This window comes from Pseudomonas sp. PA-6-3C (assembly GCF_021605825.1).
Taxonomy (GTDB): Bacteria; Pseudomonadota; Gammaproteobacteria; order Pseudomonadales; family Pseudomonadaceae; genus Aquipseudomonas; species Aquipseudomonas edaphica.
In genome coordinates this window covers 88,403-100,511 of sequence record NZ_WKDV01000012.1, presented here as the reverse complement: position 1 = coordinate 100,511, position 12,109 = coordinate 88,403, and the positions used below count along the sequence as shown (strand labels likewise).

Sequence of the window (12,109 nt, the reverse complement as noted above, 5' to 3'; positions counted from 1 at the left end):
CTCAATTCCTTGCGCCTTGCTGGGCGTTTTCATCCAGGCCGTCCGCCAGCAGGCTCAAGCCCAGCATCAGGGTGGAGATGGCAATGCACGGGAAGATCACCAGGTGCGGGAAGGCGATGGCCATGGCGCGGCCGTCGTTGATCATGCCGCCCCAGTCGGGTGTGGGCGGCGGCAGGCCGAGGCCGAGAAAACCCAGGGCGCCGATCATGATCGCGGTGTAACCGATGCGCAGGCAAAAATCCACGATCAACGGGCCACCGCAGTTGGGCAAAATCTCCACCAGCATGATGCGCAGCGAGCCTTCGCCCTGGGTGATTGCACTGAGCACGTAGTCGCGCGAGCGAATATCGATGGTCAGCGCACGCATGATGCGAAAGATCGCTGGCGCACTGGTAAACGTCACCGCAATCAGGATGTTCAGCGCCGAGGCGCCGAGGGCAATGATGATCACGATGTACAACACCAGCACCGGGAACGACAGCACGGTGTCGGCCACATACGACAGCAGCGCGTCGACCCAGCCGTTGAAGTAACCGGCACACAGGCCCATGGCGATACCGACGGCGAACGCCGTGAGCGTGGCCAGGATCGACCAGAACAGCACCGTGCGGGTGCCCCAGATCAGCCGCGAGAGGATGTCGCGACCGATCATGTCAGTGCCCAGCAGGAAGCTCTGGCCGTTGTCGCCGGTGGTCATTGGCGTGAGCAATGGGGTGAAGCTTTCCAGTGGGTCATGGGGCGCGAGCCAAGGCGCGAACACTGCGATGAGCACCCAGCCGCCGACCAGCAACAGGCCGAGCAAGGCCAAGGGATGCTTAAACGCTTGCAGACGATTCATTGGGCTGCTCCCCCAAGGCTGCGCAGGGTGATGCGCGGGTTGAGCCAGGTGTAGGCCAGATCCGAGAAGATCTTGGTGATGCCCACCACCACGGCGCTGACCATCGCGCAGGCTTCGATCAGGTACACGTCATGGTTCAGCGATGCGGTGTAGAGCAGCGAACCGAAGCCCTTGTAGGCGAAGAACACCTCGACCACGATCACGTTGGACAGCAGCCACGGGATGTAGAGCATGATCACCGTGATCGGCGCGATCAGTACGTTACGCAGGGCATGGCGTACCACGATGCGCGCGGTGGAGGCGCCTTTGAGCCGCGCGGTGCGGATGTAGGGCGACTGCATCACTTCGACCATCGACGCCCGGGTGATCCGCGCCAGGTAGCCGATGCCGAACAGGCACAGCACCATCAACGGCAACACCAGTTGCACGGCGCTGAAACCATCGCTCATGCTGCTCACGCCTGGCAGCCAGTTGAGCCAGAACACAAAGATCGCCGAGACGAACACTGCACTGGCAAAGTCGGGGATCGAGGTGGTGACGATCGACAGGAACGACACCAGCCGGTCCAGCAGCGAACCCTGGCGAATGCCGGCGAGAATGCCTAAGGTCAACGCCACGGGCACCATCACCAGCAGGGCCAGGCCGGCCAGGGTGAGGGTTTGCGCCAGGTTGGGCAGCAGCAGTTTGATCACCGATTCGCGAAAATACACCGAGGTGCCCCAGTCGCCGCTGACAAAGTCCTTGAGCCACAACAGATAACGCCACACAAAGGGTTGGGTGTAGCCATGTTCCACCAGCCACGCCGCACGCTGGTCTGCGGCGGAGTAGGGGCCGAGGACGTTGATGGCGACGTCCTCGATGTTAAGTTCCAGGGCCAGGAACACGATCAAGGACACTGACAGCAAGGTCGCCAGCAGCGCCAGTAGTTTGCGCAATAGAAAATGAGCCATGGGTGCATGCTCCGACGAAGGTTGGAATGCCTGCCCATGTGGGCAGGAAACGCGCGCCTTGACTCAGGCGCTCAGCCACACGTTCCCCATGGGGTAAAAGTCGGAAGGATGCACCTCAAAGCCCTGGACTTTTTTGCTCACGGCGGTGAACTTGTCGCCCCAGAACGGCTGCACGATCACGCAGGCGTCCTGCAAAATCTGCTCGACGCTTTGCATCGCCACCGCGCGTTGCTTGGGGTCGATGATGCCCATGGCCTTGTCCAGCGCGGCGTCGAACGCCGGGTCGCTGTAGTGGCTTTCGTTCCAGGCGCCGCCGCCACGATAGGCCAGCTCCAGGGACATCACGCCCAGTGGGCGATGGGCCCAGTAGGTGAGACTGAACGCGGCTTTGTCCCAGATTGGCCAGTATTGAGCGGCAGGTATCACCTTGAGGTTGAGGCGAATCCCGGCTTCCAGGCAGTTCTGTTGCAGGATCTGCGCGCAGTCCTGCTCATAACGGCCCTGGGTGTTGCCGACGATCAAGTCGATGTCCAGACCGTTGGGGAAACCGGCGTCGGCCAGCAGCTTTTTTGCCGCCGCCACGTCGCGCTCGCGCTTGGGCAACGGGAAATATTCGGGGTGAGAGGGGGCCACATGGTGGTCTTCGCCCAAGGTGCCCATGCCGCGATAGGCGATCTTGAGCATCTGCGCGTTATCAGCGCACAGCACCACGGCTTTGCGGATGCGCAGGTCGGTGAAGGGCTTCTGGTCGCAGGCCATGCGCATCACCACGGTTTGCGCGGATTTGCAGGTCAGCAACTGCGCGCCCGGCAGGCGCTTGGCCAGGTCCAGCTCGGCCACCGTCACCCGGTACAGCACGTCGACTTGCCCGGCTTGCAGTGCGGCAAGGTGGGTAGACACGTCGGTGCCCATGTCGATGTAACGCAGCTCGTCGAGGTTGGCGGGTTTGCCCCAATAATCGGCGCGCTTGGCGAAGGTCGCCTGCTTGTTCACTGCGAACGCCACCAGCTTGAACGGCCCGGTGGCCAGCGGGTTCTTGGACCAGTCGTCGCCGGCCTTGAAGCTGCGGTGCACGATGGCGCACGTGAAGGCGTTGAGCATTTCCGGAATCGCCAGGATCGGCCGTTTCAGTTGCAGGCGGAACTGGTAGTCGCTGACTTTTTCGAAGGCTTTGATGTCCTGGAACGCGGTGCGGTTGACCGACTTGGAGTCGGCAGCGATCCAGCGTTCGATGTTGTGCTGCACGTCGTCGACGTTGAAGCTGTCACCGTTGCTCCATTTCACGTCCTGGCGCAGGTTGAAGGTCCAGGTGGTGAGGTCGTCGGACGGGCTCCAGCTTTCTGCCAGGTACGGGTGGGTGATGTTGTCGGCGTCGACCCAGGTCAGGTACTCCAGCGAATTGCGCAACAGGTTCGAGGCTTCGATCCAGGTGATCAGCATCGGGTCCTGGATTTCCTGGATCGCGCAGGCAAAGCGCAGGCTGCCGCCCTGGCGGGCCGGTGTGGCGTCGGCGGCCTGGGCGTCGCTGCCCAGTAAAGCAGAGCCCAGAAAGGTGTTGGCGCTGGCGACGGTGACGCCCAATAGCGCGGCGGTGCGCAGGAACTGGCGGCGGTTGATTTCAGCGCTTTTAACTTGCACACACAGGTCATTGATGGCTGGATGCGGCGGGGCGCCGTCCAGGGTAGTCAAGTCTTTCATAAGCCTCTCCGGTACTTGCGAATATGCGTTTTTGTTGAACCGCAAGGGTCAGTGGCAAGCGCAGCAACGGCGCAGCACGAACCGCTGTGAAACCGGCAGAAGAACAAGGCGCAACGAAGTCAGAAGGCGGGCAATGGGATAGGACATAGGGGCAGCTCTCATGTTGTTTTTATTAGAGATGCCCGCAGTTTTGTCATTTGCGCAAAGATGGACAAACGACAAATTCTGCGCAGTAACCTTCTATAAATGCATGTTACGGATCCTTCCCAAGGCCACCTCTCGAGCTAGACGTGTTCAGCGTGGCAACAGGCGCGGGTCGAACGGGTAATCAGAGAGCAACTCGATACCGTGTTCGTGGATATAGATCTGTTCTTCGAGCTTCACGCCTTCGCCGCCGTCATCGTGGCCGATGTAGCTTTCCACGCAGATGGTCATGCCGGCTTCGAACACGCCGTCATAGCCCAGCGCGTCGATGTCTTCGCGGTGTACCACGTAAGGGTATTCACCGGTCATGCCAACCCCGTGCGCCAGGGCGAAGTAGCGGTTGTTTTTGTAATGTTCGGGAATTTTCCAGGCCATCTCGGCGTACTCCTTGAAGCTGCGCCCGGCCTTGAGCATTTCTACGTTGGTCTGCACTTGCTCGTAGGCGAGTTTGTACAGTTCCTGTTGCTTGGCGGTGGCGGCCTGGTCGCCACAGAGAAAGGTGCGCGAAAAGTCGGCGTAGTAGCCGAAGCGCCCGACCACGTCGGTGTCCAGCGCGACCAGATCACCGGCTTCAATAGGCCGCGTGCTGCACTCTTGGAACCACGGGTTAGTGCGTGGGCCGGAGGACAGCAGGCGAGTCTCGACGTAATCACCATCGGTGGCGATCACATGCTGGTGCAGATGCGACCACAGTTCGTTCTCGCTGATGCCCGGCACCAGTTTACTTTCCATCAGGCGCACACCCGTTTCAGTGGCGCGCAGGCTGGCGCGGATCATTTTCAGTTCGTTGGGCACCTTGATGCAGCGCGCACGCTCCAGCGGTTCCTGGGCGTCAAACACTTGGTAACCCAGCCGTTGCAGTTCGAACGCGGCGGCCGAGGTGGCGCTTTCGATGGCAATGCGTTTACCGCCGCCGCACTGGCGCACCAGTTCATCTATCTCGGCGGCCCAGTCGGCCGTCACATTGTTCAAGAAGCTGTCGCAGAAGTAGTAGGAAATGGCTTTGGCCGGGCGCACTTCATTCACGGTATTCAGGCTTTCGGCCAGGTGCAGACAGCCGCCGAACTCGAAGATCACCACCGGGCCTTCTGCCGGTATAAAGGCATAACGCGCCGGGTTGCGTGCCGAGTACACCTGCATGTTGCGTGAGCCGGTGGCGTAGCGCATATGGGTGGGGTCAAACAGCACACAAGCGGCGTAGTCACGTTTTTTCAGTTCGTTGCGTACCCGTTGCAGGCGGTCCAGCTGGATTTGCTGGATTTCGTCATAAGTGGGCTCGCAGTCGGCGGGGTTGCGGTTGGGGCCTGACAGACTCATGGGTGTTCCTCGCAGGGCAAAGACGGTTTTTTGGTTTTTTATGGGCGTGAATCAGTCGAGCAACTGGTCGCTGCGCACCAGGTTGCGTTCGGCTTGCAGGTGGGCTTCGGACAGGCGTCCGTAAAGCTGTTTGGTGCGTTGGGCGCGGCCAATGATTCCGGGTTTCTCGGAGTAGGCGAAGATCGCGGTGTTGCGCTCGGTTGAGCCTTCCACGCGGGTGACGCGGTGCACTGAGAACCGGCCCTTGAAGATCTGCAAATCACCGGGGTTGAGTTCCAGATTCTGCACCCGTGAGCGGTCTTCGCCACGCACCACTTTGCCGACTGCGCCGAGGTTCTCCTGGCTGCGCGAGCGGATCATCGGCGCGTACTCGAACAGGCCACCGGCCTCGGGCTTCTGGGTCATCATGCTGACGATGAATTCGTTGGTGTCGAAGTGCCAAGGCTGCTCGGTGCCCTCGGGCATCACGTTGATCACCAGGCCGGCGAAAGGGTCGGCGTATTCGAAAATCTCCGGTTCGTCGAGGCAGGCGCCGATAAAGCGCTTCATCATTGGCGACACGTACAGGCGATGGATGATCGCGTCGGGGGCGATCATGTCGCGGGTCACGAATCCACTGGTGCGCTCCATGAACGTGCGGCGCGGGTCATCCTGGGGCAGGCTGGGGTCGTCTTCGGTGAAGTAGGCGTTGACCTTGCGTACTGAATAGAACGTCTTGCCCGACAGCGCCTGGCCTTCCAGGCGCGCCTGTTCCAGCACTTCGGGGCGCAGGAAGTTCTTCAGCAGGCAGCAACCGTCTTCGGCCAGTTCGGCACGCGCATGTTCAATTAATGCGCGCAGTTGAACATGGCCCGAATCATGTATGGGATACAGCGCTGTATTAATGATATCGCTGATATCACCGGTTTCGGCATCGGCAAGTTTAAGACTCATACACGGCTCCTGAAGTAGGCTGTTGTGTTGAGTCGATAGTTGCGTAAACCGGTTTGAAGTGGAAATTACAAGTTGTGATCGAATCCATCGGCAGGGGCGATAGTTATGTCAGGCGAACTGGATGGGGGCTTACTTAAAGTGTTTGTGGCAATTATCGAATGCCAGGGGTTTTCGGCGGCTGCTGAGCGTTTGCATAAAACCCAGTCCACCGTCAGCCAGAGCTTGCAGCGCCTGGAGGAGATCGTGGGAACGCCGCTTATTCACCGCACCAGCCGCTCCATCGGCCTCACGCCGAGCGGCGAAACCTTTCTGATCTATGCGCGGCAGATCCTCAAGCTGCACCTTGAGGCGGTCAGCGCGGCTCAATTACCCAATGAGCAGGTGTGTATCCATGTGGGTATGCCCGAGGACTACGCTCAATACTGCCTGGGCGGGATGCTTAAGGATTTTCAGGCGCAGTTTGCCCAGGTGCGCCCGGATATTTGCTGTGAGATGTCTACGGCGCTGGTCAGCCGCTTGCATCGCGGCGAGCTGGACTTGGTGCTGGGTGTTGAACATGCGGGCCTGCAACCGGGGGAATACCTGTGTGATGAGCCGTTGGTGTGGGTGGCGGCGCCGAGTTGGAGTGGCGTAGGGCGCCAGTCGGTGCCGCTGGCGGTGTACGCCGAAGGGTGTGCGTTCCGTGCCAATGCCGTGCAAGCGCTGGCCCAGGCCGGGCGTTCGTGGCAGGTGGTTTATACGAGTCAGAGCCCGCGCGGCATTGCGATTGCCATTGAGCAAGGCTTGTCAGTGGGCGTGATGGCACGGCGGCTGGTGCCGGAGGGCTGGCAGATTCTGGATGAGCAGCAAGGCTTCCCAGCCATTGCCCCGGCGCGCCTGATGTTTTGGCGCTCAGTGGGTTGCCAGGTTCCGGAGGTGGAGGCGCTGGTGGAAATTTTGCAGCGCCAGTTGGGACGTTCAGGGTATTTGCACGGCCAACGCGTCCACGGACTGCCGATGGGCCATGCGCTTGAGCAATAGCAAACTTGCCAGTACCCAGCCGGCAATCCAGGCATGTACCACGGTAAATTCGCCACTGACCTGCAACAGCCAACCGCACAGCCCATTGGCCGAAGCACTGGCCAGCCCGTAGCTGACCATGCTCAGGCTCACCACTTGCAGGCTTTGCACCGGATCGAGGCGTGCACTGAGGTAGGCGGCCATCAAACCCCATGAAGGGAAATAGAACAGCGCGAACAATCCGGCAGCGCACCAGCTCAGTAATAGGCTGGGATGCCCCAGCAGGCCGAGCATGGCGAGGCCGAATGCGCTAATGCTCAGCGCCAGCACCCGCAGTGCGCCCCAGCGATCCGCCAGCGAGCCCAATAGCAGCCCGCCGATGGCGCCGCCAATGCCGATCAACGTCCACATCGAGCCCGTAACCGCCGCACCGGCGTGCAGGCGGTCACTGACAAAGGCCGATAAAAAGTTGAGGAACGGTCCACTGATTGCGCCGATAAATCCGCTGAGTAACACAATGTGCAAGGCCACTGGCTGGTCGACGCACAGTTGCAGCCATTGTTTGAGCACTTGGGTGAATGCGGGCGGCTGGACAGAGCGGGGCGCTTGTTCGACGTGCGCAGCCAAGGTCCACAAGGTCAGCAGCGTGACCAGCAGCGTCAGGCCTGCACAGATCAACCAAAACTGGCGCAATGACAGACCTTGCAACAGTGCGATCAATAGCCCATTCAAGCAAATGGCAAAAGCGGCCCCCGACGACGCCAACCCCAGCACGCGGCTGCGATGAGTCGCCGGGATCACTTCTCGGGCCAATGCGGCAATCGCGTTCCAGTTCGACACCGCACAGGCCGACACCAGCGCCAGGCATAGCGCAAACGGCACTACCCAAGGCGTGGCGACGGCCAGTGCCAGCAACACCGGGCTTAACACGATGGTCAGGCGCACCATATTGCGTGGGCTCACCCAGGCCGCGGCGATGCCGCTGGCAATCGAGGCACCCATGTAGAACAGCTGTAGCACGGCTGCAATCAAGGCGGCCTGGCTGTAGTTCAGTTCAAATACCCCACGGATCTGCGGCAATAAGGCGGAGTACAGAAAAATACTGAAACCGTGGGTGGTCGCGTTACAGGCGGTAAATACCAATGCCAGTAAACCGATACTTCGTCGCGTTGAAATAGGGGTGCTAGACATGGCGCGGCCTCGATTTAGTTGGCGAAGAGCCAATAGACTTAGTTGGAGGGAAGACTAACTTTTGTAGTGCGCGGGTAGCCAATGCTTAATTGTCTTAGTGTGCATGCGTTATACGCGTGCTATTTATTCGTCAGCGACGTGTTTAGTCCAAAAACGACATGATTGATTTCGGTCGAGTATTTTTCTCTGTGGGGGGAGTGCTACCGCTGGCCCAATACAAAAAGGTATGTTGTACGGGTATTTCTCTGCTCAATCTTCCTTGTTGATCGTTGTCGAGTGCTCTCCATGAAACGCAAAATGCCTGGTCTCAATGCCCTCAAAGCCTTCGAAGTCGCCGGCAGCACCGGCAGCTTTACCCGGGCTGCCGAGCTGTTGAACGTGACTCAGAGCGCGGTCAGTCGCCAGGTACGCCAGTTGGAAGAACAATTGGGGGAGAGCCTGCTGGAACGGCGCCACCATCACCTCGAGCTCACCAGCGCCGGGCGCGTGTTGTTGCGGGCGTTGCACCAGTCGTTCGACAAGATCGAGCTGACAGTGCGCAGCATCCAGCAGAAAACCCATTCCAACCGGTTGCACATCAACGCGCCGCCGACGTTTACCAGCCGCTGGTTGATGCCGCGTTTGGGGCGTTTGCGCGAGGCGCATCCGGAGTTGGAGCTGAGCATCACCACGTGCCTGCAAGACAGCCTGGCGCAGACCAGCACGCTCGATTGCGCCATTCGGTTCGGCAATGGCGAGTGGGATGGCCTGGACAGTTCGTTGCTGATTCAGGAGCGGCACATCGCGGTGTGCGCGCCGTCGCTGTATGCCCGGGAATGCAGCGATGGCGTGGATCTGAATCGCATGACCTTGTTGCATGTGTTGGCCAGTGAAGATCAGCGTTACTTGACGTGGAAGCATTGGCTGGACGCGGCGCGGATTCATGGGGTGGATACCCAGGGCGGCTATGAATTCGACTTGCTGGACCTGGCGATTCGGGCGGCAACGGATGGGTTGGGGATTACCATTGCCGACTGGCACATGGTCGCAGCGGAACTGGCCAGTGGGCAGTTGACGCAGGTGCTGAATGTGCATGTGGAAGGGCATCAGTCCTATTGGCTGGTGACCCGGCCGGAGCAGACGGATATGCCGCAGTTGCAGGTCTTCGGGCGGTGGTTGCAGGAGGAGATCTGGTTAGCGCAGCGGCAGTTGGAGCCTTCTACGGCGGCGGTTTAGCGCCTGAAGAACAGTCACAATAGTGTATTAGAGTACTGTTGATCGCTGCTAAGGATAAGGAGCCTGCTATTGAAATCGTTAGGGTTGGCGTTTGTGGTTTTGAGTATTTCCAGCAGCCTGGTGAACGCAGGCTCCGCGAGTAGAGAACAGGTGGACGAGGAGGCTATAACGGCATGCCGGCTGGTCACAAGCCTGGTGAGTCCTTCAATACTGAAATCATCCGCTTATTTTCCTGCGCCTGACGAAGTTGTCGCCTTTCTGATTCAGGGTATGAAGCCGCCACCTTCGATGAAAAATCAATTGGGGGCAGAGCTATGTTTATATTCCTTGCGCACTAAATCAGCACACTTGGCGGCGTGGGATGTGATGGCGAATTTTAAACGGGCACCCACGCCGATGCCCTCCGCAAAAGAGTTTTGAATTGGATAACTGTAGAGAACGTTGTCACCCGGCTCACGCGGTGAGCCGGGCAGTGTTAATTACATCGTCCATGACTCTGGAGAATGCACATCGTCGGGGTCATGGGCCGAACCGTCATCAGGATGAGGGCCTGGGTCATGTGATATCGGGTCGGTGTTGGAACCGCCTGAAACGAGCAAAAGTTCTTTCGCTGTCAATTCTCGCATTGTTCACTCCGTTTTATAGACTTTCATGGTGTCTGATCGCAGGTATTTTATGTGCAGTCAAGTTGAACGTTTAAGATTAAGTATGCACGGTACGAGCGACTAAACCTGCTTTTGAGGGCGGGCTATTGAGATTTAAATACATTTCTATTTCTGAAATGTGCGATGGGAGTTACAGTTTATTTAAAATAGCTCGGGTGCGTTCTCAGTGCTTACAGTCGAGTAGAATCAAACCGGTCGGTACGCCGTCGCCATTTTTCCTCTGGGTATACAGCACCGAAAAAAACAACGCGGATTTCCACATGATGAGTGGGTGAGTATCCATGGGGATCAATCTGGCATCCAGGTCCTGCGCTTTCATCTGCCGTTGCCATTGTTGAAGGTCAAGCACGCTTGTTTCGGCGTTCATCGAGTAGAACAGTACGCAATCCAAATCGCCTGGGATGACTGTTGAGTCCAGAAAACTTCCACCTATCAGTATGATTTCAACGCTGATATCAGCCATCGCCAACTCTGCTATAGCAGCCTTAAGCCGTGCGCAGAGCAAGCGCCTTTTAGGATCTTTAGGCTCTGCAAAAAAGCGTGAAAGGGACGTTATATAAGGTGTTGAATTGATTGGGTTGCAGGTGGACTTATTGCCTATGAACGCTGGGAACTCCAGGGTCTTGGCGTTGGCGTAATGCTGTGAAAAAATCGAGTCTAAGTCGGTGTGGGTCATTCTGAATTTTCCCATTTAATAAAAGACGCTGTGTGAGGTGAAGACTGTTTTTGTTTTAATTGGGTGGGGCTGCGGGAGTGGACAATGTATTACGTGTCTGCTGAAGGGCGCAACGTGTTAAACCGGGGAGGCTAACAAAGTAACGGATCAATAAAAGCTTCACACGGATTTTGGCAAAATGTCACATTTCGTTGGTAGCGTGATCGTTCCTGAGGAAATAGCTATTTCCAAGTGGCGTTGTCGCAAGCGTTATTTGTGCATGAGGCACAGGGGCGGAAATGAAATGGATTTTGTCATGGCAAAAGTAAAAGCACATTTTAGAAAGTCCCTGATTTATCCAGTTGGAGCGGTGCTGACTGAGGAAACGGTTAAATCGGTGTTTAACGCTCAGGCTAGGCTTGAGATGTATAAGCATAAGCCATGGCCTGTTTCGCCCGGATCGGTATCGGTTGTGTTGGCGCGCGAAAGTAAATCGCGGTGCTTCCAACATCCGCTGTTCGAGCATTATGCAACGAATAATGCGTTGGAGCCCTTGAGCAATAGAACGCCTACTGAACAACAGTATGTTGAGGTGTTTTCATCAGCACTTGAACAGTCTCTGGTCACTCTGAAGTACTCGACGATTTGTAAAATGTTGGAAGCCGCTGCCTGCGCACTCACAGGCACCATTGTGACAATCAGAGCGACGCGAGTGGGTGTCAGGCCTGATAAGCGTGGCTGCACAGTAGAGTTTGTTCAGCCATCTGATATACCAGCGGCACTTATGGCGCTTTGGAAGTATATGGCCGATTTACCGAGCAGTCGCCAAGACTTATTGGGTGCATCCGTTGCTACCGTAGGGTTGATGAATTGTCATCCATTCTTGGATGGTAATGGGCGGTTGGCACGCGTGTTGTTCAATGCCCTGATGGGGCGTACATCGCAAAACTACATTCCCTTATATGACTTTTATAACTGTTCGCCCGGCGCTCATGTATTGCGTATCCGGCAGGCTGAGCTATTTGGTGAGTGGGATGATTGGGTGCGCTTCCATTGCGACATCATTGGCTTTATGGCCGGGCACTAGGTTTATTTCCTCAGAGGGAGTTGAGGCGCCCATCAGGGCAAATAACCAACGGGCGGGTCATGGAAGGCTCTTTCCGTCACCAGGGAGTTATCAAATGCGTGTACTGACGGAAAAAGAATTGGCGCTTGTATCGGGCGGCCAGACGACGGTTGAGCCTGTTACTGATTGGGACCCAGGAGAGTTTGAGTGGTTGGGATCAAATGGCGGTTACACAGGACCGACCTGGACTTCGGGTAATACCAGCGTCACCGTAGGCGGCTCTGCTTCGGGAGGCGAGCTGTCGGGGGGAGTAGGTGTAACTGTTAAGTTCTAAGTTAAAAAGTGTGCCTTGATTGGCACACTTTCTATGAGTGACCG

At 57.6% G+C, this 12,109-nt stretch carries 12 protein-coding genes; 5 read left to right on the top strand and 7 right to left on the bottom strand.

Annotated elements, in window-relative coordinates; translation table 11 throughout:
- Window position 1: 1 nt before the first annotated feature.
- The 5 genes from GIW48_RS10880 to GIW48_RS10860 all read right to left on the bottom strand — a co-directional run bounded on the left by GIW48_RS10880 (window position 2) and on the right by GIW48_RS10860 (window position 5,940).
- Window positions 2-838, bottom strand: a complete 837-nt coding sequence (locus GIW48_RS10880) for an ABC transporter permease (protein WP_099550110.1) — start codon at window positions 836-838, stop codon at window positions 2-4.
- Entirely contained in the window at window positions 835-1,788 is a 954-nt protein-coding gene (locus tag GIW48_RS10875) for an ABC transporter permease (protein ID WP_236460943.1), read from the bottom strand. The genes GIW48_RS10880 and GIW48_RS10875 overlap by 4 nt, the downstream gene beginning before the upstream one ends.
- 63 nt (window positions 1,789-1,851) lie before the next feature.
- On the bottom strand, window positions 1,852-3,486 hold the full coding sequence (locus GIW48_RS10870; RefSeq protein ID WP_236460942.1) for an ABC transporter substrate-binding protein: 1,635 nt from the start codon (window positions 3,484-3,486) through the stop codon (window positions 1,852-1,854).
- Between the two features lie 294 nt (window positions 3,487-3,780).
- On the bottom strand, window positions 3,781-5,007 hold the full coding sequence (locus GIW48_RS10865) for a M24 family metallopeptidase (RefSeq protein ID WP_099550108.1): 1,227 nt from the start codon (window positions 5,005-5,007) through the stop codon (window positions 3,781-3,783).
- Window positions 5,008-5,058: 51 nt separating this feature from the next.
- Complete coding sequence (locus GIW48_RS10860; RefSeq protein WP_200434183.1) at window positions 5,059-5,940, bottom strand: HalD/BesD family halogenase; 882 nt, start codon at window positions 5,938-5,940, stop codon at window positions 5,059-5,061.
- Between the two features lie 105 nt (window positions 5,941-6,045).
- Here GIW48_RS10860 and GIW48_RS10855 point away from each other — a divergent pair, with 105 nt between their 5' ends.
- Complete coding sequence (locus GIW48_RS10855; protein ID WP_236460940.1) at window positions 6,046-6,960, top strand: LysR family transcriptional regulator; 915 nt, start codon at window positions 6,046-6,048, stop codon at window positions 6,958-6,960.
- Here GIW48_RS10855 and GIW48_RS10850 read toward each other — a convergent pair.
- On the bottom strand, window positions 6,898-8,130 hold the full coding sequence (locus GIW48_RS10850; RefSeq protein WP_236460938.1) for an MFS transporter: 1,233 nt from the start codon (window positions 8,128-8,130) through the stop codon (window positions 6,898-6,900). The genes GIW48_RS10855 and GIW48_RS10850 overlap by 63 nt on opposite strands.
- A gap of 285 nt (window positions 8,131-8,415) precedes the next feature.
- Here GIW48_RS10850 and GIW48_RS10845 point away from each other — a divergent pair, with 285 nt between their 5' ends.
- Together GIW48_RS10845 and GIW48_RS10840 are read left to right on the top strand one after the other, a co-directional pair.
- Window positions 8,416-9,345: a LysR substrate-binding domain-containing protein gene (locus tag GIW48_RS10845; RefSeq protein WP_176992280.1), complete on the top strand. Its 930-nt coding sequence runs from the start codon at window positions 8,416-8,418 to the stop codon at window positions 9,343-9,345.
- Window positions 9,346-9,414: 69 nt separating this feature from the next.
- Window positions 9,415-9,765 (top strand): hypothetical protein, encoded by a 351-nt coding sequence (locus GIW48_RS10840; protein ID WP_138453467.1) that lies wholly within the window; start codon window positions 9,415-9,417, stop codon window positions 9,763-9,765.
- Between the two features lie 408 nt (window positions 9,766-10,173).
- On the opposite strand, the gene GIW48_RS10835 is transcribed toward GIW48_RS10840, so the two are convergent.
- A complete protein-coding gene (locus tag GIW48_RS10835; protein ID WP_138453466.1) occupies window positions 10,174-10,686 on the bottom strand; it encodes a DUF6932 family protein in 513 nt (170 codons plus the stop codon).
- A 178-nt stretch (window positions 10,687-10,864) separates the two neighbouring features.
- Between GIW48_RS10835 and GIW48_RS10830 the strand changes: the two genes are divergently transcribed.
- Window positions 10,865-11,752: a Fic family protein gene (locus GIW48_RS10830; protein ID WP_138453465.1), complete on the top strand. Its 888-nt coding sequence runs from the start codon at window positions 10,865-10,867 to the stop codon at window positions 11,750-11,752.
- A gap of 94 nt (window positions 11,753-11,846) precedes the next feature.
- Window positions 11,847-12,065 carry a bacteriocin gene (locus GIW48_RS10825; protein ID WP_138453464.1) on the top strand — a complete coding sequence of 73 codons (219 nt, stop codon included), beginning with the start codon at window positions 11,847-11,849 and terminating at the stop codon, window positions 12,063-12,065.
- Window positions 12,066-12,109: the final 44 nt, after the last annotated feature.

What these genes read in the sequence shown, in the direction of transcription:
- GIW48_RS10880 (WP_099550110.1), bottom strand. Translation starts at nt 838, where the DNA reads ATGAATCGTCTGCAAGCGTTTAAGCATCCCTTGGCCTTGCTCGGCCTG.
- GIW48_RS10875 (WP_236460943.1), bottom strand. Translation starts at nt 1,788, where the DNA reads ATGGCTCATTTTCTATTGCGCAAACTACTGGCGCTGCTGGCGACCTTG.
- GIW48_RS10870 (WP_236460942.1), bottom strand. Translation starts at nt 3,486, where the DNA reads ATGAAAGACTTGACTACCCTGGACGGCGCCCCGCCGCATCCAGCCATC.
- GIW48_RS10865 (WP_099550108.1), bottom strand. Translation starts at nt 5,007, where the DNA reads ATGAGTCTGTCAGGCCCCAACCGCAACCCCGCCGACTGCGAGCCCACT.
- GIW48_RS10860 (WP_200434183.1), bottom strand. Translation starts at nt 5,940, where the DNA reads ATGAGTCTTAAACTTGCCGATGCCGAAACCGGTGATATCAGCGATATC.
- GIW48_RS10855 (WP_236460940.1), top strand. Translation starts at nt 6,046, where the DNA reads ATGTCAGGCGAACTGGATGGGGGCTTACTTAAAGTGTTTGTGGCAATT.
- GIW48_RS10850 (WP_236460938.1), bottom strand. Translation starts at nt 8,130, where the DNA reads ATGTCTAGCACCCCTATTTCAACGCGACGAAGTATCGGTTTACTGGCA.
- GIW48_RS10845 (WP_176992280.1), top strand. Translation starts at nt 8,416, where the DNA reads ATGAAACGCAAAATGCCTGGTCTCAATGCCCTCAAAGCCTTCGAAGTC.
- GIW48_RS10835 (WP_138453466.1), bottom strand. Translation starts at nt 10,686, where the DNA reads ATGACCCACACCGACTTAGACTCGATTTTTTCACAGCATTACGCCAAC.
- GIW48_RS10830 (WP_138453465.1), top strand. Translation starts at nt 10,865, where the DNA reads ATGTCACATTTCGTTGGTAGCGTGATCGTTCCTGAGGAAATAGCTATT.
- GIW48_RS10825 (WP_138453464.1), top strand. Translation starts at nt 11,847, where the DNA reads ATGCGTGTACTGACGGAAAAAGAATTGGCGCTTGTATCGGGCGGCCAG.